At 44.0% G+C, this 26,795-nt stretch carries 22 protein-coding genes and 3 pseudogenes; 10 read left to right on the top strand and 15 right to left on the bottom strand.

The features are described from left to right. Nucleotides 1–145 precede the first annotated feature (145 nt). The 3 genes from BMX05_RS12855 to BMX05_RS03800 all read right to left on the bottom strand — a co-directional run bounded on the left by BMX05_RS12855 (nt 146) and on the right by BMX05_RS03800 (nt 3,189). A complete protein-coding gene (locus tag BMX05_RS12855; protein WP_281246214.1) occupies nt 146–271 on the bottom strand; it encodes a hypothetical protein in 126 nt (41 codons plus the stop codon). Between the two features lie 71 nt (nt 272–342). After that, entirely contained in the window at nt 343–2,049 is a 1,707-nt protein-coding gene (locus tag BMX05_RS03805; RefSeq protein ID WP_093308629.1) for a hypothetical protein, read from the bottom strand. 54 nt (nt 2,050–2,103) lie between these two features. Continuing rightward, entirely contained in the window at nt 2,104–3,189 is a 1,086-nt protein-coding gene (locus BMX05_RS03800; protein ID WP_093308628.1) for a DUF4297 domain-containing protein, read from the bottom strand. A gap of 308 nt (nt 3,190–3,497) precedes the next feature. Here BMX05_RS03800 and BMX05_RS12975 point away from each other — a divergent pair, with 308 nt between their 5' ends. The 4 genes and pseudogenes from BMX05_RS12975 (at nt 3,498) to BMX05_RS12970 (ending at nt 4,645) form a co-directional block, all read left to right on the top strand. Beyond that, complete coding sequence (locus BMX05_RS12975) at nt 3,498–3,668, top strand: site-specific integrase (RefSeq protein ID WP_449680603.1); 171 nt, start codon at nt 3,498–3,500, stop codon at nt 3,666–3,668. Between the two features lie 99 nt (nt 3,669–3,767). Further along, nucleotides 3,768–3,935 (top strand): annotated as a pseudogene (locus tag BMX05_RS12850) (tyrosine-type recombinase/integrase); the annotation flags it as partial. Between the two features lie 122 nt (nt 3,936–4,057). After that, entirely contained in the window at nt 4,058–4,357 is a 300-nt protein-coding gene (locus BMX05_RS12845; RefSeq protein ID WP_281246213.1) for a tyrosine-type recombinase/integrase, read from the top strand. Between the two features lie 60 nt (nt 4,358–4,417). Then, complete coding sequence (locus BMX05_RS12970) at nt 4,418–4,645, top strand: transposase (protein WP_143051939.1); 228 nt, start codon at nt 4,418–4,420, stop codon at nt 4,643–4,645. A 96-nt stretch (nt 4,646–4,741) separates the two neighbouring features. On the opposite strand, the gene BMX05_RS03785 is transcribed toward BMX05_RS12970, so the two are convergent. The 11 genes and pseudogenes from BMX05_RS03785 to purD form a co-directional block, all read right to left on the bottom strand. After that, nucleotides 4,742–5,797 (bottom strand): helix-turn-helix transcriptional regulator, encoded by a 1,056-nt coding sequence (locus tag BMX05_RS03785; protein WP_177166780.1) that lies wholly within the window; start codon nt 5,795–5,797, stop codon nt 4,742–4,744. Between the two features lie 148 nt (nt 5,798–5,945). Further along, a pseudogene (locus BMX05_RS12965) lies at nt 5,946–6,382 on the bottom strand (GGDEF domain-containing protein). 66 nt (nt 6,383–6,448) lie between these two features. Continuing rightward, nucleotides 6,449–6,811 (bottom strand): annotated as a pseudogene (locus BMX05_RS12960) (PAS domain S-box protein); the annotation flags it as partial. 115 nt (nt 6,812–6,926) lie between these two features. Further along, entirely contained in the window at nt 6,927–7,073 is a 147-nt protein-coding gene (locus BMX05_RS12460) for a hypothetical protein (protein WP_177166778.1), read from the bottom strand. Between the two features lie 133 nt (nt 7,074–7,206). Further along, complete coding sequence (locus BMX05_RS03770; protein WP_093308623.1) at nt 7,207–7,791, bottom strand: ABC transporter substrate-binding protein; 585 nt, start codon at nt 7,789–7,791, stop codon at nt 7,207–7,209. A gap of 252 nt (nt 7,792–8,043) precedes the next feature. Continuing rightward, nucleotides 8,044–10,584: a sensor histidine kinase gene (locus tag BMX05_RS03765; RefSeq protein ID WP_093308622.1), complete on the bottom strand. Its 2,541-nt coding sequence runs from the start codon at nt 10,582–10,584 to the stop codon at nt 8,044–8,046. 43 nt (nt 10,585–10,627) lie between these two features. Beyond that, on the bottom strand, nt 10,628–11,995 hold the full coding sequence (locus BMX05_RS03760; RefSeq protein WP_177166777.1) for a response regulator c-di-GMP phosphodiesterase, NosR family: 1,368 nt from the start codon (nt 11,993–11,995) through the stop codon (nt 10,628–10,630). Between the two features lie 199 nt (nt 11,996–12,194). Beyond that, entirely contained in the window at nt 12,195–13,940 is a 1,746-nt protein-coding gene (locus BMX05_RS03755) for a DEAD/DEAH box helicase (protein WP_093308620.1), read from the bottom strand. Between the two features lie 416 nt (nt 13,941–14,356). Next, complete coding sequence (locus tag BMX05_RS03750; protein ID WP_093308619.1) at nt 14,357–15,229, bottom strand: phosphoribulokinase; 873 nt, start codon at nt 15,227–15,229, stop codon at nt 14,357–14,359. Nucleotides 15,230–15,258: 29 nt separating this feature from the next. Continuing rightward, nucleotides 15,259–15,681 (bottom strand): acyl-CoA thioesterase, encoded by a 423-nt coding sequence (locus BMX05_RS03745; protein WP_177166776.1) that lies wholly within the window; start codon nt 15,679–15,681, stop codon nt 15,259–15,261. A 105-nt stretch (nt 15,682–15,786) separates the two neighbouring features. Next, nucleotides 15,787–17,079 (bottom strand): phosphoribosylamine--glycine ligase, encoded by a 1,293-nt coding sequence (gene purD, locus BMX05_RS03740; RefSeq protein WP_093308617.1) that lies wholly within the window; start codon nt 17,077–17,079, stop codon nt 15,787–15,789. A 202-nt stretch (nt 17,080–17,281) separates the two neighbouring features. On the opposite strand from purD, the gene mreC reads away from it, so the two are divergent. The 6 genes from mreC to rlmD all read left to right on the top strand — a co-directional run bounded on the left by mreC (nt 17,282) and on the right by rlmD (nt 26,229). Then, a complete protein-coding gene (mreC, locus tag BMX05_RS03735; protein WP_143051937.1) occupies nt 17,282–18,289 on the top strand; it encodes a rod shape-determining protein MreC in 1,008 nt (335 codons plus the stop codon). Between the two features lie 29 nt (nt 18,290–18,318). After that, complete coding sequence (mreD, locus tag BMX05_RS03730) at nt 18,319–18,801, top strand: rod shape-determining protein MreD (protein WP_093308615.1); 483 nt, start codon at nt 18,319–18,321, stop codon at nt 18,799–18,801. Nucleotides 18,802–18,839: 38 nt separating this feature from the next. Further along, entirely contained in the window at nt 18,840–19,454 is a 615-nt protein-coding gene (locus BMX05_RS03725; protein WP_093308614.1) for a Maf family protein, read from the top strand. An 87-nt stretch (nt 19,455–19,541) separates the two neighbouring features. Next, on the top strand, nt 19,542–21,014 hold the full coding sequence (gene rng, locus BMX05_RS03720; RefSeq protein ID WP_093308613.1) for a ribonuclease G: 1,473 nt from the start codon (nt 19,542–19,544) through the stop codon (nt 21,012–21,014). A gap of 41 nt (nt 21,015–21,055) precedes the next feature. Then, complete coding sequence (locus BMX05_RS03715) at nt 21,056–24,832, top strand: YhdP family phospholipid transporter (protein WP_093308612.1); 3,777 nt, start codon at nt 21,056–21,058, stop codon at nt 24,830–24,832. Nucleotides 24,833–24,843: 11 nt separating this feature from the next. Further along, nucleotides 24,844–26,229 (top strand): 23S rRNA (uracil(1939)-C(5))-methyltransferase RlmD, encoded by a 1,386-nt coding sequence (gene rlmD / locus BMX05_RS03710; RefSeq protein WP_093308611.1) that lies wholly within the window; start codon nt 24,844–24,846, stop codon nt 26,227–26,229. A gap of 199 nt (nt 26,230–26,428) precedes the next feature. Here the strand turns inward: rlmD and BMX05_RS03705 are convergent, their stop codons facing one another. Further along, nucleotides 26,429–26,767 (bottom strand): YkvA family protein, encoded by a 339-nt coding sequence (locus tag BMX05_RS03705; RefSeq protein ID WP_093308610.1) that lies wholly within the window; start codon nt 26,765–26,767, stop codon nt 26,429–26,431. Nucleotides 26,768–26,795: the final 28 nt, after the last annotated feature.

Raw genomic sequence — 26,795 nt, 5'->3', positions numbered from 1 at the left:
AATTTCTAATAAATTTAAAAATTATAAAAGACAAACTCCTTCAATTATAAGAGGCTAATTTATACTTTCTAATTTTTTTAAATTATCAAGCTGGAGAAGTTTAACAAAATGCCTTTGATTTTTTTCAAAAAATCATCTAAATACATTAATAACCAGATAATTCAGATAATTTATCTGAAATAGTAGTTTCTCCCGATACTAACTCTCCATCTATACCAATTATCTGGGGATTTTTCGTATTTATTAACTTATATAAAGCTGATTTTTCCATCTGGCCACCTAACGCCTAAATCAGGTGCGCCGTAGGCATCACCTAGATTTATTTATTATACGTTTTCCTGATTATTCGAAGATGCTGCTATATATCTCATTCAGCCCTTCATATTCACTAGCTTCTAGAAGAGCGTGTTCTTTCTCTAGAAAGTGCACTTGTCCTTGATTTTTCATTTGAGACAGTTTGTCTGAATCCATACCACATAGAAATACTTGTGAGTTTGCAGGGGTATTATTCATGATTAAAGAAACTATGCTTTCATAGTGCTTTGCTGCTTGCTCATGCTGGTTTGGAGTATCAATAACTAGCGGGCTTAGAATTTCTTCACTATACATACTTATGAGGTTGTATAAACTTACATAATATGCAAGCATGGCTCTTGTGCTTTCGGCGGCACCACCACTTTTGGCAACTCTTGCATGGTTTTCTGGAGATTTTATATTGGAAGTATTAACTCCAAATGCTTTAAGCTTGGCAACATAGCTAGGAAAAAGCTCTAGAAATTTATCTCTGACAGTTTTTCTAGTCTCTTTGGATGTACTACTCCTGTCTTTCCCTAAAGTTTTTTCATCAGCTTCTAGCGAGTAGAATTTTTCAAGCTTGATGCTTTTACTTCTATTAACTTTATGCGTAACAGAATGCGCTGCAACTGAATCAAGAATATTTTGAAATGTTATCGTGTTTCCATTGTCTTCTTTTTTATAATATTTCTCATTTAATGCTTCAATTTTATTTCTAATTTCTTTTAGCTCTTCTTCTTTTTTAATGACACTTTTCTCATATTTCTTTAATGCCTTTTCTAGTCGTTTAGCAACTTGCTCAGCTTGCTCTTTATCTTTAAGTAATGCAAACCTATTGACTAGAGTGTTATCGTGAATGACACCACAGGTTGGACACTCTATTTCATTGTCTGTTTCTTCTGCAAACTCATAGTCCTTTTCAAGCTTACTTACAGCTTCATTTGCAATAGCAAGCTGGCTTTGAATGTGAGCTTTATCTGCCCTAAGTTCTGCAAACTCTTCAAAGACAAGTTCTTGTAAATTGTGCAACTCAAGTATTTTATACTTAAGTTCTTCTTCGATTTCATCGAACTCTTCTAAATTTACCGTTGTTTCAATGCTCGGAATAAAGTCGCTAACTATTGATATTGCGGTTTCGTATTTATCAATCTGATTCTTAATGGCAGCCTTTTCTCTCTTTTTTTCATAAATATCCTTAGTCAAATCAAAATAATTCTCTTTGATCATGCCCGAATGATATTGAATAATTTCTTTTTTCCAATCAGCAAACTGTCCGAGTTTATCAAATGAAACCCATGCATTAGACCAGCTCTGTTTTTGATCTATGTAAAACGGGAGGAAGTAAAACGCAGGAGGAGGTATGACAACTTCATCCTGGTTTCTTACTGGTAATAGAGCATTAAAGTTTACAATCTCTGAGATTCTCTTTGAGAAATCTCCAGCCAAACCAGTGTATGATTTATATTTAATACCATCTTCAGATAAAAAGAAGCGGTTGTCATCTCGGGCAACCCAGTATTTTTTATTGCCAACTTCAAATTCAACGATTGCTTTACAATTCAGACCATTCCATTTATCGTCAAATCTTGGCTCGCAGCCAAAGCACCAGAATAGATTTTTTACTACAGAGGACTTACCAACACTATTGGTACCCTCAGCGAGAATTAGATTGTATCTGTCTGAGAACTCTAATTGTCTGGCTTTCTTTTGCAGATTGCTTATTATCGTGAGTTTTTTGAACTTCAAGGTTCTCATGCAAATTATTCCTTAAATTTCTTATAAGCTTTTTGTATGCATAAACATTATTTTTCATTTTAATGCAACCAACTCATATAAAAATGCACCAGAAAAATCTTCTCTACTTGGGAAGTAGCCAGCTAATAAATCAGTTGCTTGGCTAAATACATATTTATCTAATTCGGCAGCAGTAGAAAAATTATCAATTTTTTCTTTTATCAATTTTTTTATTTCTTCTGATACCTTGTGTAGTTCTGAGTCTCGATTACTCAATTTTGCGGTATAATACCTATCAAATGCACTAACAATGTTTCTACGATTTAAAGAATTAAGATTATATTCATCTTTGAGAATATATAACAATTCCGTAGTTAAATTCTCATCAGGCTTTCTTTTCACATGTTGGTCTATGATTTCATCAAGTTGCTTACTTGTAACTGCTTTCTTCTTCAGTGAATCATCCCAATCGTGATAATCAAAACTATTCTCACCTTTTCTTTGAAGATCTCTAATTATGCAACTGTAAATTGAGCTAGAGTTGTAAGTACACCCAGGTACTCGTTTGTTTATCAATTGACTAATCTTACCTTCAACAGCAAGATCAAACCCTTTTTCTGGCAGCTCTGGTATTATAAATGCCATCTTGCTTTCTAGCATATTGGTTTTATCTATTTCAGATATGCAGCTAAGAATTTTAGCTTTTTCACCTTCTGTTAGCTGTCCAACCTTTATGACCTCGAATGATAAACCCTCTTTGTGCAAGTCAAAGCTAAATCCACCAGTAGATACAAAGTTAACACTTGAAACTCTACCCGAGAACTTTTTATTGCACACACTGCTTGCAAGCTTTTTTAATGGTGAGACTGTTTTTTCTTTATCTTTTGTTAATGAAGAGATTGTTGATTTACTTCCTATTTCTTTGATTTGATTGAATTCAAACAATGCAGATGAGCCATTAAGGCTGTTTGCCAGTGTTACATCTTCATGTTCTTCAATAAAAATAGCGTATTCATTTCCCTCACTATGTTCATCGAGCATTCTGCAGAATGCCCAGTGATATTGATAATTATATTTTCTATATGTGTCACTTCCTGCTTTTTCTCTTTTAGCATCTAACCCCAAAGGATTTATTTGACTCTTTGATTCCTTACTATTCATGACTCTCCTTTAAATTTAGTTACTAAATATTAAGGTTTACTCAAAACTTATAACTACATTTAGACATCCTAAACCAAGCACATTATGCATGTCAACAAATTATAAAACTGATGCTTTGTATCGTTAATTTCGTAGGTTAAATTAATCTAACAGCATGTTATCATTGAATTTAATTTTTAATTCTTTCCATTTTATAAGGCATAAATTATGGCGACTAAACCACGCTTTTTAGACCTTGTGCGTGAACGTATCCGAACTAAGCATTATTCTATACGTACTGAGGAAGCTTGTGTAGGTTGGATTAAAAAATTTATATTTTTTATAATAATCGTCACCCTGCTGAAATGGGTAAACTTGAAATGGAACAATTTTTGACTTACTTGGCAGTTGAGAGAAACCTAGCTTCTTCGACACAAAGCCAAACGTTAGCTGCTTTGCTTTTTATGTATAAAGAAGTTCTGCAAATGGAGCCGCCTTAGGCGGAGAATGTGACGCGAGCAAAAAAACCGCAGCGTTTACCTGTCATTTTAACGCAAACTGAAGTCAGTTAATTACTAGAAAATGTATCTCTTTCTTATCAGCTTCAAGTGAAGTTGTTATATGGTTGTGGCTTGCGTTTGATGGAGCTGGTTCGTTTACGTGTGCAGGACATTGATTTTGGTTATCATTCCATTACTATGCATGCTGGTAAAGGTGATAAGGATCGTGTGGTTATGCTGCCGTCAAGCATCATCGAAGCTTTGTAAGCACAATTAACGGAAACCAAACGCATTCATGATATCGACTTGAGTCATGGTTATGGTGAGGTCGATTTACCCAATGCCTTGGATCGACAGTACACGCAAATAAAACCTTTGCATGGCAATATGTGTTTCCGAGCCAAAATATCACGACCGATCCGAGAAGCGGTAAGAAACGCCGGCACCACATGCATGAACAAGCATTACAAAGAGCCATTAGACAAGCGGCAAGTTGCGCCAACATTCACAAAAAAATAACGCCTCATACGCTTCGACATAGCTTTGCAACGCATTTATTAGAATCAGGCTATGACATTCGAACCATTCAAGAGTTGCCGGGGCACAAAAATGTCGAAACGATCATGATATACACACATGTGCTTAAACAAGATGGGAAAGGTGTGATGAGCCCATTAGAGAACTTATAAAATTTAACGAAAAGCACGGAATTCTCCATCCAGAGTTGCATTGCGTCGCGTTGCGATTCGGTGATTGAATCGGATAAAACCCTTGGGATGAATCTGGGCTTGTCGCACTATCTGATCGACTTCGAGGACAACAAAACACCAAACCCTCGCTTCCTACGCAAGTCCCAACAGAGTCTCGCAATTGAGCAAAAGAAGCTGGCTCGATTGAAGAAAGGCGGTAAGAATCGCCAGAAGCCAAAAAGAGTCCTTGCTAAAAAACACGCACAGACTGTCAATCACTTTACATAAAGCAACAAACCCAGCCCCATTAGGGAGGCTACGCCTCCCTGTGCTCTCCTTCCCCGCACTCAAAGTACGGGGCTTGTCGCGCATTTTGGTCAATTTTTATGCTAATGCTTCATCCCAAGCATTATGATATTGCGCTAGTGCGGCTTGGAGTCGAGCCTGGATCTGTTCGCGTAACTCACTTGGTCCTAACACTTGTACATCTTCTCCTTGCGCAAGCAACCAAGCACGAAATTCTGCGCTATCGACCAAGCTGGCTGTGATTTCAAAGTAATCTTTAGTGCTTAGTAATAACATTTGATCAGCAGCGATTGGTGTTTCCAGTAGATGTTGCATCTTTGGACGTAGGCAACGCAAATGGACGCGCATCCTGCTAGGGTGGCTTGTTGCTTTCTTATTCCCTAGTTGCTGGCTGTATAAAAAGATATCTAAATCAAAATCAATCGGCACTTGTGCACGGGTACTTAAAACCTGCACCTGTTGGCAACGATGTAACGCAAGCTGACGCACATCCTCATAGCCTTTAAAAGTAGCTAACAAATAAAATGCTGAGCCTTTTAAGACTAAAGCCAATGGATTGATATAATATTCACGGACTGTATCGCTTTCACGACTTTGATATAAAATCCGGCATTGGCGTCTATGTAATAACGCTTGAGCTATTTCTTGCCATACACTGACATCAACAAAGGCACTTTGCAGCTGGAAATGTGTCGGTAGCGTGCGCACAAAATGCCGCAGATGTGATGGCGGCGTCATGGTAGGACGTACGTTCACAGGAGTCGTAGGCTCGACAGGGTTAAATACCTTGTGTGCCGCTTGCACGTAGGGGGTAAAGGTTTTTGATACACTAGAAGGTGCATTTTGCTCTAATTGCTGTGTTGCCATCAGCAAACCTAACGCTGCACTCGCATCCAATGCAGGCAGACTTTCTACAGGCGCCTCTGCCTGAAAATACCAACGGTATGGTTTACAAGTGTCATCACAACCAATCTGAAATAAATTTGCCAATTTATTGAGATCCCGTTGGATGGTGCGCAACTCGACTTCAAACCCTTGCTCCCACAAAAGATCGTGCAATTCTTGTACAGTCACAGCAAGTGGGTAACGCGGCAGGGCTTTCAAGGTAGCAATATAACGCAAAGAGGTATCCATAAGTATAAGACTCCTTCTTATTGTGCGCTTACAAAGCGCTTCCATGCATCAAGTGTTTCAGCTCGAGCGCATATTATAAAGGATAGGCTTTACAAAGGATACATTTAACCCTTTGGTTTTTATTTGTCACCCACATTCACGAAAAAGCTTAGATACGGCATTGAAAGTCGTTACTTAAAACACAAACTTGATTGCGCCCTTGGTCTTTCGCTTGATATAAGACAGCATCCACCGCGAGCAAGGCCTTGTCTAAACTAGGATAAGTTTGAGCTTTAGCAACCCCTAAACTTAAGGTGAGCTTAGGAATCTGTGTAAAAGCATGCGTTGCTACCTGCATACGAATGCGTTCAGCAAGTTGAGGGGCACATAAGGCTTGATTAACATATAAAATAAATTCTTCACCGCCCCAACGCCCTAATACGTCATCTTTTGTAATTAAGCCACTTACAAGATTACTTAATTGTTTTAACACTTGATCACCGGAATCATGGCCATAGCTGTCATTAATTTTTTAAAAAAATCAATATCAAACATAATTAATCCAAAATTATGTTTCTCTTTATATTTTCTTTCTAAATAATTCATCAGATACCGTCGATTAAATAATGAAGTAAGCTCATCATGATGTGCAAGATGAAAAAGATGACGTTGTAGCTCTTGTTGCGCACTCACATCATGAACTATAGAATATAACAACATGCGCCCTTCATAGTGCACTGGACCTGAAAAAACCTCGACCTCTTTTAGTTGACCATCGGCTAAACGATGAATAAAGCGAAAATAGCACCTTTGCTCATTAGCAGCATTCTGCATTTCTATTGCAACATCTTCCGCAGTTGCGGTATTAATTTGGCAAATGTTAATCGTGCGTAGTTTATGTATGCTATAGCCATAAAATCGTGATGCTGCTGGGTTCGCATCAACAATTGCACCTGTGCTAGGATCAATTAATAATTTGGGCGCCACATTTTTTTGAAACATTTTTTGGTACAATTGGCATTTATCTTGTTGCACAATAAATAAGTGATTAAGTGCACGCACTAAATGCCCAAGTTGATCTTGGCGAACCTCACTAGCCCAAATATCCTCCTTGCCCTGTTCACGAGCCAAAGTTAATTGATATAAGGCTTTAATTGGGTGTAGAATTCGCTGATAAATCAATAATCAAATAAAGATAAGCATCTAAATGCTGTACACTCGCCAAGGGGGCATCTGTGCTACTAAAAAGCGCTAAGCCTGTGCTTGTTTGCACATCAATTAAATGGTCTCTTGACACCTAATAGAATAAACCAGTCAAAATTACGGTGATAGTAATCCCAGCAAAAAATAAGGGCATCAGCACACGTAAAGATAAAGAAGCACGTATTTTTTGGTTCAGAAAATAATCTAATTTCACCCCTTTGTATCCTTTATCTATTTCCAGCATCATGCTTAGCTTGATTAGTAGGCACAAAAGCTGTAGTCGACCAAGTGATATTTTTTATATTTAGCGGCGTTAAAATCTCCAAGGTTTGTAAACTCTGCTGGACCATGTGTAGGCTTTGTACTACCTCGCTTTGAGGCACAAGCAAGTCAGCCTGTTCATGTATTTTTGGCCATTGCAACCCTAATAAACCTTGCTGTATTTCAGCAGAAGGTAAATGAAAATGTTGCACAAACCAAGCCAGTGCTTGCTGAGGATATGTTTGTATATACTCTGTTGCTTGAGCTAAAGCCCGAACAAAAACGGCCAATTGTTGTGGTGATGTCCGGACCATCTTTTGATATGTCACCCATAAATCAATGATCTTTTTTGGCGTTTGTGCGCTAGAAAAAACCTGATAAATATCGTCAAAGGTACATTGTAATTGTAAAGAAACCAGCGGGTAAGATACCACAGCATCGACCTGATGCGGTGCCCAAGCTTGCAGAATTTCGCCCTGATTTAGAGGAAAAAGTTCAATCTCTTCAATCTGCATATTGGCTGCCTGTAACGCCAGATACAGCACAAACATATCCAAAGCAGCATTTCTACTGGCGTTGCGCCAATAATATCAATCCAGCTTTGTTCAAAAGCACGCCGACTATCTGCCAAAGCAGCAAAATCTTTAATATGTACTTGGATTCCTTGCTGCTCAAAGTAGCCTAAATCTTGCGCCAAATGTACTAAGGCATATCCAAGCCAAAGGCTAGTACCCACTCTGATAATTGATGATTTTTGGTAACCAGAGCAGGTAATTAATAGGGCAGAAAATGATAAAACTAGGCTACGGAGATGGCATCTCTTGGTCGCGAGATAGGCTTGGATGAGGCGCATAAGCATGTGCCAAGGCATCCAAAGTAGCCGCTTTTTCTTCATCAAGTTGGCCTGTTTGCAGAGACTGTTTGACTGGAGGTTGCAAAGGTAGGCTGATAATAAATTCAGTCCCGACACCTTCTTCACTATGCACATGGATTTGGCCGCCATGTTGCTCAATGATGCCATAACTAATGGCTAATCCTAAACCCGTCCCTGAGCCAACTGGCTTGGTAGTAAAAAAAGGATCAAAAATACGCTCTAAATACTCACTTTTAATTCCGGTACCATTATCGCGAATACTAATCCAGATTTCACCCTCAGTGTGTTGACCTGTTGCAATCCAAAGACGACCATTTTTCTCAATGGCTTGAATCGCATTCATTAATAAATTAATAAAAACTTGCTTAATTTGGTCGCCGATACAAAGGATTTTCGGCAAATCCGTATATTGTTTATCAACTTTTACTTTATATTTAAGCTCATTCCACACCATAGATAGAGCTTCATCTAAGGCCTCATTCATATCTAAAGGATAAGCCGTTTCTTCCACTTGACGAGAATAATTTTTTAAGCTGCGCACAATTTTACTAATGCGTCGAATGCCTTCTAAGCTCGAATTAAGCAATTTCTGTACATCAGCACGTACAAAATCAAAATCTTCGACCTGTTGCAAGTGATCTAAATGCGCCAGTAATTGATGGGCTTGATATTCATTATCTGCATAGCGCCACTGCTCATATAAACCGAGTAGCTTTTCATAGAGAGCTAAATACTCCTGTAAAACTTCTAGATTCGAACTCACAAAACTAGAGGGGGTATTAATTTCATGCGCAACCCCCGCAGCAAGTTGCCCAATAGATGCCATTTTTTCTGCATGGACTAATTGTCGATAAGCACCCCTTAATTTAGTAATTAACTTTTGTTGTGCAGCTTGTTCATGTTGTAACTCTGTGTTCATACGTTCAAGTTCTTGGGTACGGCGTGCAACTCTTTGTTCTAAGTGGGCATTCATTTCCTCAAGTCTATGTTTGGCTTCTTGTAAGCGTGCATGGCTAATATTCACCTCAGCAACGCCTGCTTGCACCATGCGGCTCATATGTAATAAGTGATTACGTGCACTTTGAAATTCCGAAATTTTAAAAGTCGGTAAATCTTGCGTATATTCACCACGGCCAATTGCTGCCATGGCTTGTTCTAAAATGCGGGTGGGCGCAGTTAAATGTTGTGCCATACGCCGCACTAAACCCAAGACATAAAGAGTTAACACACCATAAAAAACAAGTAACACGACAGAAAGCATTAAAGACAAATCCCAAAAACGTCCTGCTAATGCCACTGCCGCTTGATAGAGATTTTCTTCAGGCAAGACAACCAACAGCTGCCAACCCGTCGCTTCTATCGGCTCCCAAACTAATAATTTATGACCATTTAAGTAAACTTGTGCCAATCCAGAATCTTGATTCTTTAATAAACCTAAGGCATTACCATGTTGGCTTTGGGTCTCCACTGCACGCGCTTGTCCCAAAATACGTTGAGGTTGATAGCCTAATAAATTGCGCGTATCTGTCGATGGAATCGCAATTTGCCAATCTTGGTGAGCAGCTTCCGGTAAGGCCAATAAACGTAGATCTTTATCAAATAAGAGGGCATAGCCTTCCCAAGGTAAATGTAAATTAAGTAAATGCTGAGCTAGGGTATTAATAGAAACATCGACACCTAATAAAGCGATGGGATCTTGTGGCTCACTTCTCAGCCATAAGGGCAAGATGAGACTGGTCATCCAACGATCTGTTTGCATATCTTGATAAACAGCGCGCCACTGGGGTTCTCGGGTAGGCTGACTTCGGCTGAAATAGTGGAAATCTGGGTGTTGGCGAATATCAAAGAATTCACCATAACGCGGTAATAGTGGAGCTAAAGGTTGCTGACGGATCACAGAATCTTGGGTATACACATAAACACGATCGATTAAAGGGTGGTCTCGGTATAAACGAAACATTAAAGGATCAAGGTGTGCCATGTGGACGGCTTGATTTAAGGCATAATCTCCACGACGTCCATAAGCAGAGACCAGAGCAGACGATTGGCCAAGATACCCTTGCTGGGTGACGTAGCCGCCATTGGCAGTTGCTTGGTAACGGCTCCGTTCTAACGTACTTTCTGGCAGAGGATAACGCCAAATTTGCATAAAATGCTCGCCTAACATACCTAAAAGGCGTTGCATTTGTTGTAATTCTCGATTCAGTAAATCAGCTTCTTGACGTACTAACGTCCGTGCTGTGCGCAAAGCTTCTTGACGTAATAAACGCGCATTTTCCACCTCAATCAGGTGGTTGGCCATAAAATAGCCACCGATAAAAAGTAATTCCACAATCAAGATGGGAATCAAGGCCGTGCGTACATAAATTCGCCATAGCCATTGGTAAAAACTACGGGTGTTTTTAGGAGGGCGTTGCGCACTTTTTTTATGCGAAGCCTGCTTCTTGGCAGATGGGGGCGCCTTAGGCATACGGCCTCCTCAAATCAATAGCATCAAAAGTGCACAGCGTGGCTTAGGTTGGAGTCGCTTGTGTTGCCTGCGCTGCTAAAGTTTCGTTGACTTCTTTTAGCACACCTGCGGGAATACTGGAACGCAAAATTGAAACAGAAAATTCAACTTGTAAATCTTCTTGCAGGCTTTTTAAACGGCTAAGCAAGCGGCCATTCAAACGACTACCACGCGCAAGCAATAAGTAACCTTCTAAAGTGGTTAAATCTGCTGCTAATTCCATTCCAGAACATAAGGCTTCAACAGGTAAGCGGACTTCATCGACACTTAAGTTTTCTTCTGTCAGCAGGGTTAAAAAGGACTGAACAATCTTGTGATCCAGTAATTGGCCCGCTTGGCGTTCTAACTCTGTACGTGCACCATCAAGTGTTAAACGTGCAAACGAGTCCAATCCCCCTAATAAAGCATGAAACTCACTAACCACAGCTAAAATTCGTGCGCCTAGGCTAATATCGTCCCCCGCTAAATGATTCGGGAAGCCACCACCATTGATGCGTTCACGATGATCACGGATATAAGCGGCAGCAGGCTGCAGCATTTCCATATCCATCAAGACAGCCTCACCAAGCTGTGGGTACCTATGATAACGTAAGCGCTCACGCGGATTGAGATGATCATAAGGCGCTTGGCGAATGTGATCTGGCATACCAATCAAGCCTACGCGATGCAATAACCCTGCATAATATAACTGTTGGATTTCTTGCGGTGTACACCCTAAACGTTCGCCTAAAAGGGCACAATGATCTGCCACTCTTTGAGCTACCCCTGCAGCACTTGGCTCATTAATTTCTACCAAATGCACCAGCATACGAATAGCTTTGTCATAAGTTTCTTTTAATTGATGGTTACTTGCATCTAATTTTTTTAATAATTGCCGCAAATGCGTGGTGCGTTTTTGTACTTCTTGCTCTAAGCGTTCGTTATGCTGCTTCAGCTGAACTTCTAAATGTAAGCGCCTATCTTCCAGCCATTTCATACGCAATGCATTTTTTAAGGTCACTTTTAAATGCTCTGCTTCCCAAGGCTTGCTTAAATAAGAATAAATATGGCCTTCATTAATCGCCTTAATGGTGGAGTCCATATCGGCATAGCCTGTTAATAGAATACGCACAATTCTTGGATAGCTCTGATGCACCTGATGCAGCAAAGTAGCACCATCCATTGTAGGCATACGCATATCAGAAACTAAAACATCCACAGGATTTTGGCTAAGATACTCTAGGGCTTGCTCACCACTTTGAGCAACTGCAACTTTCCAGCCGCTTTGGCGCAATAAACGTTGGATGGCTTCTAGCACTGAAATTTCATCATCAACGAATAATAAAGAGGGTGCACGCTTATTGGAGTGAGGTATTTGCTCGTTATTTGTCATTAGAATTTGCTCCTGAAGTGTACAGGAATCCAGCATAAACATCCGCCGCATAAATATCCAATAGCACAAAAATCGCTTTTTATATACCGCAATCAACAAGCAAGACAAAAAAAGCCTGCGACCTTTGTAGGTGGCAGGCTAATACCTCGCCCAATTGGACAAGGGTTTACGCGGATTTTTGCTAAAAAAAGATCAAAGCTTAGGCGTGTGCACTACTACTGCGACGACGACCACGGCCTTCTGTACGCATACCAGCACCAGCGGCAAAACCTTCTTGGCGCGTTACCCCAGTTTGATGACCACAAATGCGTACTTTCTTCAAAGCTTGGAAGACTTCGCTTGGCATCCCTTTAGGCAGATCAACCGTACTGTAATCAGCGTGAATTTTGACACGACCGATAAAGCGGCTAGCTAAACCTGCCTCGTTGGCAATGGCACCTACGATATTGCTTGGTTGTACACCGTGCGAACGTCCGACTTCAATGCGGTAAGATTCCATCGGCATGTTTTCATCACGACGGGCACGCTCACGACGGCGTGGACGCTCTCCAGCTTCTTCATCACTACGACGACGACGTGAACCCAACTCACGTTCAGGACGCGGCTTAGGATCATGTGCAAAGAAAGGCGTATCTCCATGGAAAAGGCGTGCAAACACAATCGCCACATCACGCGCATCACAACCTTCATCCAATAAACCATCGACGATGCGGGTAAAAGGTTCTAAGCGTGTGTTGAGCTCAGGCGTATTATCTAGCACTTGACGTACTTTAGCCTGCATACGTGCAATACGGTGTGCATTTAAGGTTGCTGCATCTGGTAGCAGCAAGGTTTCCAAACGCCCGCCTGTCGCACGCTCAATGCCACGTAGTAAACGTTGCTCACGTGGGGTCACAAATAAAATAGCTTCCCCTGTACGGCCAGCACGGCCTGTACGTCCGATACGGTGGATGTAGGCTTCTGTATCGAAAGGAATATCATAGTTAAAAACATGGCTGATGCGTTCAACATCCAGACCACGCGCTGCTACGTCAGTAGCAATCAATAAGTTGAGTTGACCGCTTTTCAGTTGCTCAACCACACGTTCACGCTGCGGCTGGGCCATATCACCATGCAAAGCAGCTGCTGCATGACCACGCGCTTGCAGGGCATCGGCCAGCTCATCACAGGCAGCTTTAGTACGTACGAAAATAATCGCACCATCGACTGGCTCGACTTCCAGCAAGCGTTGCAAAGCTTCTAGTTTAGGCATACCAGAAACACGCCATACACGCTGGCGCACTGTATCTGCGGTCGCAGTCCGTGCACGAATAGCGATTTCTTCAGGATTTTTCAGGTGACGTTGTGCAATTGAACGCACTTGATCTGGCATAGTCGCTGAGAAAAGGACGATCTGACGTTCTTTGGGTGAATGTTCTAAAACCCATTCAACATCTTCAATAAAGCCCATACGCAACATTTCGTCGGCTTCATCAAGTATCAAAGTTGCCAAGGAAGCAAGGCTTAAACTACCACGACGGATGTGATCAATCACACGCCCTGGGGTGCCTACAATAATTTGTGAACCACGCTTGAGCATTTGTAGCTGTTCACGGAAGCCAGCGCCACCATATAAACAAGCGACATTGAGCTTAGGCATTTGACTGCCATAACGAATTAAAGACTCGGCTACTTGCATCGCAAGTTCACGAGTGGGTGCTAAAATCAGGGCTTGTGGCTGGGCTTTCTCGACTTGAATACGTGCCAATAAAGGTAGAGCAAAAGCTGCGGTTTTCCCTGTACCTGTCTGGGCTTGACCCACAAGATCACGACCTTGTAATAAATAGGGAATAGCTTGGGTTTGGATCGGTGACGGGGTGCTATAACCTATGCTTGTTACAGTGTCCAACAAAGCCTTAGGTAGGCCCAAAGAAGTAAAAGTAGGCGCAGAATTAGATTCAGACATGCTCAAAATACCGATTTCCTATAGGAAAAATGTGTGTACTCAGTGCGTGTTTATGCAGAGAAAACGCCTCCCGCCACTTCAGTAAGTTACTACCGAGCAGAAGATAAAAACACAAGCTAAGGGGTTCCCTAACTTCTAAACAAGCACAAAGAAACAAGATCGCTGTTAAGTTTAATCATCCTGTCTTCGCTTGTGGCGGTAAAAATTAACGCCATCTCAGCCTCACCTCGTTAAAATGACAAGGTCACAGGAGAAGGATTTTGCGGCCAGCGCGCCGGATACAGCAGGTACGAGAAGGAGCGCCCAGTTTGGGCACAAGCCGATAACTGGTAACGCGCAATGCGCAAAAGAGAATGCATTCTCACAGTGTCTCTAGTGGAATGCACCTCTTTTTATTGAGAGAAGCTGATTTTTTGCTAGCGAAAGCGACGATTATCCAATAAGTCTTGTACTAAAGGCCCTAAAATCATTTCCATGGCAAGGCTCATTTTAGCGCCAGGAATCACTAGCGTATGCGGGCGCGACATAAAGCTATCTTGAATCATGGCCAATAAATAAGGAAAATCAATTCGTTGGGATTCTCGAAAGCGAATCACGACAAAACTTTCTGCATCACTGGGCACTTCGTGTTGCTCGAAAGGATTCGAGGTATCGACCGTTGGCACACGCTGGAAATTAATATGGGTACGGGAGAATTGCGGCAAGATATAACGTACATAATCTGTCATACGCCCTAAAATGGTATCAATGACAGCTTCTTGTGAGTAACCACGCATTTTCGTATCACGGTCAATTTTTTGAATCCATTCTAAATTCACCGAAGGTGCGACCCCAACTAATAAATCCACATAATGGGCAATATTATACTCTTGGGTGACTAAACCACCGTGCAAACCTTCATACAGCAGTAAATCTGTATTTTCTGGCAACGGCTGCCATGGGGTGAATGTCCCCACCTGATAACCCGCTTCCAGCATATCCTTATCTTCTGCATGAATATAATGCCGATAGGTTCCTGTACCTTTGGCAGCGTATTCATGAAATAACAATTCCAGTTTATCGAGTAAGTTCGCTTCTACCGCAAAATGCGATAAAGAATCACTTTGTTGGGGATTTTCAGCCAAAATTTGTGCCAACTGATCACGCGTATATTTATGGAAGCTATCTCCGTGAACAAACGCCGCTTGAATGCCTTGGCGGGTAAACATACGCTCAAACGCGGCTTCGACTGTGGTTGTTCCTGCACCGGATGAGCCTGTCACCGCGATAATAGGATATTCTCGTGACATACCCAACCTCCTTCTTTTATTGACGACGATCAAGCCATCATAGCGCGAAAGGCTGTGGGCATGGGCACGGCACAACGCTGCTGAAAATCAAAAAAGACCACACCTGTTTTAGCAATCGCAATCACCACATCATCTTGTACGCGGCGCAGGCGATAATAAATTTCTACACTTTTACTCCCTGCTTCACCCACACTTAATTCAATATTGATTTGGTCTTCAAAAAAAGCTTCTGCTTGATAATTCACCGCCAGCTCTGCAACCACAATACCCACACCCTCAATATCAAGCTCATGGTGACCGGCACAACGAAACCATTGCGCGCGGGCCTCATGCACGAGGGAAACAAGCTGATCATGCCCTAAATGCGCACCATAATTTAAATCGCTAATACGTACACTCAGTTGATGCTGAAAACAAACAGGGGTAGGAAACTCTAAACGGATACGTGCCATAAGCAAGATCTCCTCCTTGCATTGGATGATCCAAAAAGGCGCTTTTGTGTTCTTTTGCATCCAAACAAACCAAGATCAACAAAAGCGCCCCAAATATAGGCCGGTCTAGATTTCGCCTTGTTCGCGTGCAATGGCACGATAGCCAATATCACGACGGAAAAATACACCTTGCCATTGAATCTGCTGCGCCACTTGATAAGCCGCTTGCTGCGCCGCTAGCACTGTCTCACCAAGTGCCGTGGCACAAAGCACACGCCCACCCGAGGTGAGCGTTTGCCCTTCTGAGTTCAGTTGTGTCCCCGCGTGGAAGACTTTTGTACTGGCTGTTGCAGCTGGAATCCCAGTAATCACTTGCCCCTTATCATAAGAGCCTGGATAACCACCGGCAGCCAACACCACACCAATGGACGCACGCGTATCCCAAGTGGCTTCCACTTGATCAAGACGCTGATCTAATGCCGCCTGGCATAAATCAACCAAATCAGATTGCAAACGCAGCATAATCGGCTGAGTTTCTGGATCACCGAAACGGCAGTTATACTCGATGACTTTGGGCTCACCTGCTGGGGTGATCATCAAACCTGCGTATAAAAAGCCGGTGTAAGGGTTGCCTTCTGCAGCCATACCTTTAACAGTGGGCCAGATCACTTGCTGCATAATGCGCTCGTGGACTTCTGCCGTGACGACGGGCGCAGGCGAGTAAGCACCCATACCACCGGTATTCGGGCCTGTATCTCCATCACCAACACGCTTGTGGTCTTGACTGGTGGCCATCGGTAAAACATTTTCACCATCCACCATCACAATAAAGCTGGCTTCTTCCCCTTCGAGAAACTCTTCAATCACCACACGCGCACCGGCATCACCAAAGGCATTACCAGAGAGCATATCCTGCACGGCGGCTTCGGCCTCTGCCAAAGTCATAGCCACAATGACCCCTTTACCTGCCGCTAAACCATCTGCCTTCACAACAATAGGGGCACCTTGTGCACGTAAGTAAGCCAGTGCTGGTTCGACTTCAGTAAAGGTGGCATACGCGGCGCTAGGAATGTGATGACGCGCTAAAAAATCTTTCGTGAAAGCTTTAGAACCTTCTAACTGAGCAGCACCTTGCTGTGGGCCAAAAATCGCCAAGCCCTCAGCCTGGAAACGATCCACAATCCCTGCAACCAGGGGAGCCTCTGGGCCGACAACCGTTAAGGCCACCGTTTGAGTACGCGCAAAATCAACTAAGGCATCAAAATCCAAAGGATCACAAGCGACATTTTCTACTTTCTCTTCTAGTGCAGTGCCTGCGTTGCCTGGGGCGACAAATACACGGCTGACTTGAGAGGATTGTGCCAATTTCCACGCTAGGGCGTGTTCACGTCCACCATTGCCAATCACTAATACATGCATCTTAAAATCTCTCGCTACTCAAGGATAAGCGCCACAGCGGAGCAAGCCCGCCCACTCAAAATGGAAAGAAGCCGTATTATTGCATAAGACAGACGCGAAAACCCAGAGTCGCCTTCTGGGTGCCTGTCTTGCACTTTGCATAAAAAGTATCCGACAATAGCCTTTCTTCACTTAAAGTGATTTTGATTCTTTTTTACTTAGCATCCTTTGGGGGTGGCATATTAAGCCTTTATTTGGAAAGGGGCCTTATATTGGCTACCGCTTTTTAATTTGCTTGTGGTTATCTGTCGGGCTTTTGCTTGCTGAATATCGCTGGCAAGGGATGGCGCAAGTTCGTTCAACACTCACGATAGTCGTCACACCTTTGCAATGGAGTGCCGATTTGCCGGGACGTTTATGGGGTTGGGGCGTGGATTTGCTATCGCACCGTAACGCCTTGCTGGAAGAAAATGAAACCCTTAAATCGCAAGTCCTCCTCTTATCTAAACGCGTTGAACGCATGGCCGCTTTAGCAGCAGAAAATGTCCGTCTACGCGAACTACTTCATGCAGTTGCTGTGGACGAAGAAAATTTTATTACCGCTGAATTAATCGGCTTAGATGCAGATCCTTTCACGCATCAAGTCGTCATTAATCGTGGGCGCGAAGATGGTGTCTATGTAGGTCAACCTGTGATTGATGCTACCGGCTTAATGGGACAAGTCATTTCCGTGGCAGCCTACACCAGCCGAGTCTTATTAGTCGCGGATGCCAGTCATGCAGTTCCTGTGCAAATTAACCGTAATGGTTTGCGCTTAATTGCCTTAGGGACTGGGGCGATTGATGAGTTAAGACTGGCGCATGTGCCAGATACCGCAGACATTGAGGAAAATGATTTATTGGTAACTTCTGGATTGGGGGGGCGTTTTCCTGTCGGCTATCCTGTGGCACAAGTAACGCATATTCAACATGATCCAGGCCAGCCCTTTGCAATTGTTAGTGCCAGACCTTTGGCTCAACTCGATCGCAGCCGTTATTTATTACTTTTATTCCCTAATGCGCGCCAACCTTGGCAACCAGATGCTTGCCGTTCACCGATTAATTCAGCACAGTGTCGCCCCCATCGCTTAGAGGATACAGAGCCTGTTGATTTACCGGCAAATGCTTTTGCCGATGAGACCGAGCAGCCACCAGCAGAGGCCGCCAGCACACAAGCAAGCCATTCTCCTTAATGTTTTTTTATTTGTAAGAGGCTTTATCTATGGCAGAACGCCAGCGCGGTTATTGGTTAATCAGCCTCACTTTTATTCTCGGGCTTTACTTGCAAGCTATGCCAATGCCTGATGGTTTGTTGTGGTGGCGGCCTGAATGGGTGAGCTTATTGCTTTTATATTGGTGTCTGGAAATTCCCTATCGCGTGGGGGTTTTCCACGGTTTTGTGTTAGGTTTGTTACTCGATCTTATCGAAGGTAGCTTTTTAGGTCATAATGCGTTAATGCTATCGTTTTTAGCTTACCTTGCGTTACTTGTACATTCTAGGATGCGTATGTACACCTTATTAAAACAATCTTTGATGGTGTTTGTGCTCATCGGTACTAGCCAGCTGGTATTTCAATGGACACAAAGTGCATTAGGTGCCACAGCAAGTACCATTTTATTAGTCTTACCAGCGACAACTTCGGCGATTTTATGGCCATTTATGCATCTGACCTTTGATGCTATGCGTCGGCGCTATGTTCAGTGATTGATTGAGTTGAGGGCTTTACCTTGGATACCTACCAGATGTTTCATGATGCCCATGAATTTCCACCTGTGTGTCTGGCTTCCGGATCGCCACGAAGACGCGAATTATTAGCCCAACTGGGTGTTCTCTTTGAAGTACACCCTGTAACCTTGGATGAAACACCCGTTGCGGGCGAAGCTCCTTTAGCTTATGTCAAACGCTTAGCTTGCCAAAAGGCGCGTATTGGTCATGCCATGTTTGAAGGACGTTTCCCTGTCGTGATTGGTGCAGATACTGCCGTGATCCATAAAAAGCGGATTTTTGGTAAACCAAAAAATCAGCAAGAGGCTTACGAGATGCTAGCGGCCTTATCTGGGGAAGTACACGAAACCTATTCTGCTATCGCAGTAACAGGGCGTGCTGGTTTGCAAGTGGCTGTGAGCAAAACCAAGGTGAAATTTCGTGTATTACGGGATGAGGAGATTCAGCGTTATTGGCAGACAGGTGAGCCACAAGATAAAGCAGGGGCTTACGCCATCCAAGGATTTGCTGCTAGTTTTATTCAGGATATTCAAGGCAGTTATTCTGGTGTCATGGGACTCCCCTTATACGAGACCTCACGCCTTCTTAATGTGCAAGGCGTGCCTTTATGGAATCAGGAAACCGCTTGTTAGCCTTGTGCCTTTAATTTACTTGCCTTGCTGGGGACGCAGGCAATCTTTTTTGCCTATTCGGCTTGCCAACTAGGACGCCTTCTACCTATGAGTGAAGAGATTTTAATTAATATTACCCCGATGGAAACTCGGGTTGCGGTGGTTGAAAACGGTGTATTACAGGAAGTCTACATCGAGCGCACACGTCGGCGTGGCATTGTTGGCAATATTTATAAAGGCAAGGTGGTGCGTGTCTTACCTGGAATGCAAGCTGCTTTTGTGGATATTGGCTTGGAAAGGGCCGCGTTTATTCATGCTGCAGAAGTTGCGCCTAGTTTAACTCCAGGCGAGGAAGTCCCTAGCATTGGCTATTTATTACATGAAGGCCAAGCCTTAATTGTGCAAGTCACCAAAGATCCCATAGGTACCAAGGGTGCTCGGTTGACGACGCATCTGTCGATTCCTTCGCGTTATTTAGTCTATATGCCACAGATGGAACATACTGGGGTCTCGCAACGTATTGAAGATGATAGTGAGCGCGAACGCCTACGCCAATTAATTCAAGCGTGTCGCCAGCAACTGATGGAGCAAACCCAAGAAATCAAAGGTGGTTATATTCTACGCACAGCGGCAGAAAGCTGTGGTGCAGATGAGGTTCTCTCAGATATGCAGTTTCTGCATCAGTTATGGGCGAATGTGACACGCAAAAGCGCTCAAGCTGCCTTGGCGTCCTGCATTTACGAAGATTTACCCTTATTTATGCGTACCATGCGTGATTTTGTCCGCCCGGAAATTGAAAAAATCCGTATTGATTCGCGAGAAAATTATTTTAAATTACGCGACTTTGTACGCGAATTTATGCCGGTTTTAGAAGCCAAAGTCGAATATTATCCAGGTGAACGCCCGATTTTTGATCTTTATGGCGTTGAAGACGAAATCCAAAAAGCACTTGGGCGCAAGGTACAACTAAAATCTGGCGGTTACTTGGTGATTGATCAAACTGAGGCTATGACCACCATTGATGTGAATACCGGAGGGTTTGTTGGTCATCGTAATCTGGAAGAAACTATTTTCAAAACCAACCTTGAATCGGCCGCAGCGATTGTGCGCCAAATTCGTTTACGCAACCTCGGTGGTATTATCATTATTGATTTTATCGATATGGATGAAATCGAGCATCAACGCCAAGTTTTACGCTTACTCGAAAAAAGTTTGGAAAGAGACCACGCGAAAACCAAAATTACTGGCGTCACTGAACTGGGTTTAGTCCAAGTGACACGCAAACGCACGCGTGAAAGCTTAGAACAGGTATTATGCGAACCCTGCAATGTCTGCCAAGGTCGAGGGACATTAAAAACGCCTGAAACCGTTTGCTATGAGATTTTCCGTGAAATTTTACGGATGGAACGCGCCTATGGTGCCCAAGCTTATTTAGTCATGGCGGCACAAGCGATTGTAGATCGCTTATTAGATGAGGATTCTGCCGCTGTCGCCGATTTAGAATCTTTTATTAGCAAGACCATTAAGTTTCAAGTAGAAACCTTATACTCGCAGGAACAATTCGATATTGTCTTAATCTGATCGGCGAGTTTGATACACAAGCCCAGCTTGCGAGTGTTTGCATGTTAGTACGCATTGTTTTGTATTTGAGTTTGGCCTTTGTGGGCCTGCAATTAAGCGTGCAAGCTAGCTTACGCCTCGCACAGGCTTATCCGCATCTTTGGCAACCACAACTGACTACTTGGGTGCAAACGCATACGGATTGGCAAATTAATCTACAGGGCTGGCAACTGAGTTTTGTGGGTCTTAACCCGCGTGTACAAATCTCCAGCTTCCAAATTGCTTGGCAACGACAACCTTTGTTGGCGGCTCAACAGCTTGATATTCAACTCGATTGGTGGGCTTCTTGGTGGTATGGACAAGCCGTATTTTCTTATGGGCAAGTGCAAGGCTTACAGGTCTATCAAGCTGGTCTCAAGCGTTATTTCACCACCACAACATCACCTTCTAAATCACAAGTCGACCCCCCTTGGTCTAAGCAACTGAATGCTTGGTTGCAAGAGGCTACCTTATATCCTTGGGTTCAATTGCAACAAGTCCAACTAATTAATACCCAAGGCGAAGCAAGTCCACACTTGCAGGTGCACTGGTCTTATCAACAGCAAGTCACTAGCCCTTTAACCTCTCGGCCTTTGAAGCAATATCAGTTAGTTATTCAAGATACGCAAGGGATGCGTTTCCATGCACAAATGCGTGGCCGTCCGCAAACGCCGAGTTTTCAACTTTTGGCTTATGCCCAGCAAGAAACTAGCCTGACGCCTTGGGCAACTTGGCTAGCAGCAGATTTTCCAGAAATAGCACAGCTTGAGGTGCACAGCCAAATCCAAGCTTGGCTACAATGGAAAGGCTTGGGGTTACCACGTTGGCAAGTACAAGTACAAAAAATGCGCGCCCGCTGGGCAGCACTAGAAATCACACAAGTTGAGCCTATGTATTTACAAGGACATGTGGTTGCAGATCAGCAAACCCGCTGGCAAATCAATTCCGGACCTTGGCAAGTACAACAGGATCAACAAGCTTACACCTTGCCCGATTTCGCGTTTCAATTTAATCACACCCATTCATCTTGGCACCTCACACAAGAGGGTGCATGGGATTTGCAAGTCTTTAGTCAATTCACACAATTGGCGCTTTGGCCACCTGATGTGCGCTCTTGGATCCAAGGGCTTAATCCACGTGGGCGCATTACCCAATTACAGGCCGTTCAGCAAGCAGGCCAAGCTTGGCAAATTCAAGCACGTCTACAAGATATACAGATAGAAGCCTGGCAAGGCGTGCCCCAAGTGCAAGGCGGACAAGCTGAGGTGCACATGAATGCCCAAGGCGGACATGTGCGCTTGCTAGAAGCCCCCTTAACCTTGGGGTTTGCAGAGTTATTTAAGCAAAGCTGGCATTTTACACGCGCTTCTGGCGTGTTGGGTTGGCAATTAGAAGCACAACAAGCCCGCTTTTATGGGCGTGATTTAGTCTTGGAAGGCCCCCAAGGGGAAGCTATTCAAGGCGAGTTTCACCTGCACATTCCGCCAGCACCACAGGCAGACCGTTTATATCTTAATTTAAGCTTACAGCAATTACCGATCACGCATGGGCTAGCCTATCTTCCACAACATGCCTTGGCGCCTGAGCTCTACCAGAGATTGGCACGCCTTCTAGCCAGTGCGCAAGGTCAGTTAACTCAAGGACATCTAGTCTATAATGGGCTTTTAGCTGCCCAAGCGACCCAAAGTGAACGCACCTTAAGTTTGTCCTTGGATTTAGCTCAAGCTAGCTTTGCTTTTGATCCCGCATGGCCTAGGCTCACCCAAGCTGATGCACAAGTACACCTGCATAATCAACAGGTGCAAGTGATGATCCCAAGCGCACAACTTGCCGGATTAACAGTGACAGATCTTACACTTGATAACTTGCATCCTCAGCAGCAAGGGCCACACTCGATACAAGATGGACTCAATCTTAACGCACACTTACAAGGTGATGCTGCGCAAGTACAAACCTTATTAAATCAAAGCCCACTGCAACCCTATTTGCCACATGGATTTGCACAATGGCAACTGCAAGGCGGCATCCAAAGCAAGATCAAGGCGTACCTCCCTTTCAATGCTGAGTTAGCACCACAAGTCCAAGTGAACGCACAAATACGGCAAGCAAGTTTTGCTTGGCCGCAACACGGGTTAGAAATCACACAAATCCGCGGACCTATACACTTTGATTCGCAACAAGGCATATCGAGTTTAGGTTTACAGGGTCAATTTGCTGGTGGCCCCTTACAAGTGCAGATGGGGTTAGATCCCAGCCAACAATGGTATTTGAGTGCGCAAGGACGTGCCCAGATCAGCCAATTAAAACTTGCCATCGCGCTTCCTTGGCAAGCGCATATGCAAGGGGAATTTGCCTATCAAGCACGTTTAAGCCAATTGTCACAAGGGCTAAGACTGGCATTCAACACAGATTTGCAAGGGGTACGCTTAGATCTACCCCCCCCCTTAGGGAAAGATGCCGCACAAGCCCGCCCTTTAGCCTTTGATCTGGTATTGGATCAAGTACCAAGTTTGCAATTAGAGTATGGGGAGCATTTACAAGTCGTTGCAAATTTAAGCCAAAAGACGCCTGCGATTTACGCACGTTTAAGCCCACATTCGCGCACCTCTTTGGCAATACCAACAACGCCTGGCATTACCTTAGAAATCCGTTGGCCTGAGCTAGATCTTGCAACCTGGGTCCAGCATCTACAGAATACTTCTAGCCAAAATACTGCTGATCTACCACCAATCAAGCTAGATTTGCACACACAAACAGCCCACTTAGGGGCTTATACTTGGCAAAACATGTATGTGCAGGCTACTTCTGGCCCGCTATCAAGCTGGCAATTACAATGGCAAGCACAGCAGGCACAAGGGGAAGCTAAGGTGCATTTACAGGGGCATCAACCCTGGCAGATCCACTTTGAGTATTTGGATTTAACCCCAACATCAACACCTCTGAGCACGCCACAAACACAAGATCCTTGGCAAGATTTCAAGATCAGCCCAGGCCCTGTCATCGATGTGTCGATTCAACATTTACGTTGGCAACACCTGGATATCAAAAATGGCTATGCACGGATTCAACCACAAACTGACAGCCTGGTATTGGATCCTTGGCGTTTTGATCTCGCTCAAAGCCAATGGCAAGGCCGTTTGCAGTGGCATATGCAAGAAGGCACCCAAATCCAAGGACGCTTGCAAGGGCAAGATGCAGGCGCTTTACTCGCTCTATGGACACAAGAAGCGCCCTTACATAGTGAAAGCCATGCATTAGAAATGACCTTGGCTTGGCCTGCTTCTCCCTTAGGATTTGCTTTGCCTACCGCGGAAGGACGTTTTCAATTTGAGCTCACGCAAGGGAATTTCCCGCGTGCCAATAATGCGGCTGTAGGGGCCAGCCGTTTGTTTAGCCTCTTTAGTCTAGATGCACTGCTTAGGCGTATGCGTCTTGATTTTGCGGATTTAAGCAAACAAGGCATCAGCTTTGATCAGATGAGCGGGGATTATCAGCTAAGACATGGCACTTTAACCTCGCAAACGCCCTTAAAAGTCGAAAGTGCCGCGACACGTTTTCAACTGCAAGGCAGTACAGACCTGCTTGCACAAACCTTGGATCAACAGCTCAGCCTCGTTTTGCCAATTGGGCAAAGCTTACCTTTAGCCGCTATTTTGGTAGGTGCTCCCCAAGTAGGGGGCGCGATTTGGGTCGCGCAGAAACTATTTGGCCATCTGTTAGAAGAGGTCACCCAAGCCCACTATCGTATTCAAGGGGATTGGCTCAATCCTCAAGTAGAATTAATTAAAGTGTTTGATTAGAGAAAATTTTTATGGCATCACGCGCGCACGCAACGCATATCACCGCAGAAACCTGGTTTACGATAGAGGCTTTAACCCACGATGGACGTGGCCTTGCCTATCACCACAAAACACCCTATTTCATTGACAATGCTTTGCCGCAAGAACGTGTACAAATCAAAATCTTACAAGAGCAGGCGCAAGGCATAGAAGCCCGCGCTTGTGCATGGGAGCAAACCTCGCCACAGCGCGTTTTACCGAGCTGCGCACATTATGCCGCCTGTGGCGGTTGTCAGTTACAACATCTTGCTATTGAAGCACAACGCCTCCATAAAAAAGCGCATTTGGCTCAGCAATTACGCCCTCTCAGTAAAAAAGTGACACAAAAGGTTGTTGCTAGTCAGTTATCCCTCAAACGTAAGCCACCCAAAAAAATGGGGCCTTTACAAAGTCAGCTCCCAGAAATACAAGTGTTGACTTCCCCAGCGTGGGGTTACCGAAGACGTGCACGTTTAGGCGTCAAATGGACACGGACAGGTGAGTTGTTGATCGGGTTTCGTGAGGCCAAAAGTGCGCATCTTACAGGGATTCATGCTTGCCCCGTATTAGATCCCCGCTTAAATGCCTTACTGCCTAGCTTATATACTCTCATCCCAGAATTAGAATGCAAACGTACCCTAGGGCATTTAGAGCTGATCGCCGGAGATGCCCATCTAGGTCTGTTAGTACGTCATTTAAAGCCTTTATCCCATAGGGATTTACAGGCCTGGCGTGCTTGGGGAAAACAACATCAAGTCGCCCTTTGGTGGCAAGATGCACAAGCTGTCACCCAAGACCCAGACAATAGCTTCTCTCTAAGCTATCAAGTGCTTGATGGGATAGCACTTCAGTTTCAGCCTGCAGATTTTATTCAAGTCAATGCGAGTATTAATCAAGAGTTAGTGCAAGCGGTGTTGGCTGCTTTAAATCCGCAAGCAAAGATGCGTGTCTTGGATCTTTTCTCTGGTTTAGGAAACTTTGCCTTGCCTTTAGCCGCTCAAGGTGCCCAAGTGACAGCGGTTGAAGGCTTAGAAAGTTTGGTCGCACGTGGACAGGCCAATGCACAAACTTACGACCTTGCTATCAAGTGGCACTGTGCAGATTTATATCAAACGGACGCTGTGCAGACCTTGTTAAACAAGACGCAGTGGGATGCCGTCGTTTTGGATCCACCACGTACAGGAGCGCGTTTAGTGTGTCAGAATTTGCATCCTCGACAAGTTGCACAAGTGGTCTACATTTCTTGTCATCCAGCGACTTTTGCCCGAGATGCGCAAGCCTTATTAACACAAGGGTATCAGCTTCAATCTTTGGCTATGGCAGATATGTTTCCGCAAACTGCACATGCAGAAGTCTTTGCGCATTTTGTGCCGGCATGATCAAATTTCACACTGTTAATGCGAGGAAGAATCGCCTGACCATTTAGCCGGCAGGTATCCAGCAAGGTCAGGTGGCAACAAGCAAAATCCCCGTCTTTTAAGGCGGGGAGGACGTCAAAGGCGAAGATAGCCTGATTGTGGCAAGCCGGCTTCTACCTGTCATGAGGATTCTAAAATGCACCGTAACACAGGCTCATGGTCAATTAAACCATTGCGCAAGTTTAGCCTGCGCTAAGGCTTGATGCTCTTTAGTAATATGTGCAGCGACGGTGACACAAGCCGCAACGAGAACTCCCAAATCATCGGTATAGCCGATTGCAGGAGCCAAATCAGGGATGGCATCTACAGGCAAAATAAAATATCCCAAAGCACCATACATGGTGCTTTTGGCCCAAGTCGGTGTTTGTGGATCACGTGCTGCGTAATACAAGGTTAATGCAGGGGCTAATACTTGGTCACCGGCTTTAACAGCATAGGTTTTCGCCTTATCCCAGAAGCCTGCTTCAGAATAGCTTTGCTGATATTGAGTGTCTGACATCTTTCCACCTTAGCAAATCAATACAAGA

The organism is Allopseudospirillum japonicum (genome assembly GCF_900108915.1).
In the GTDB taxonomy this organism is placed as follows: Bacteria; Pseudomonadota; Gammaproteobacteria; order Pseudomonadales; family Halomonadaceae; genus Pseudospirillum; species Pseudospirillum japonicum.
Note: the sequence above shows the minus strand (reverse complement) of the source record. Positions and strands in the feature narration are given on the sequence as shown.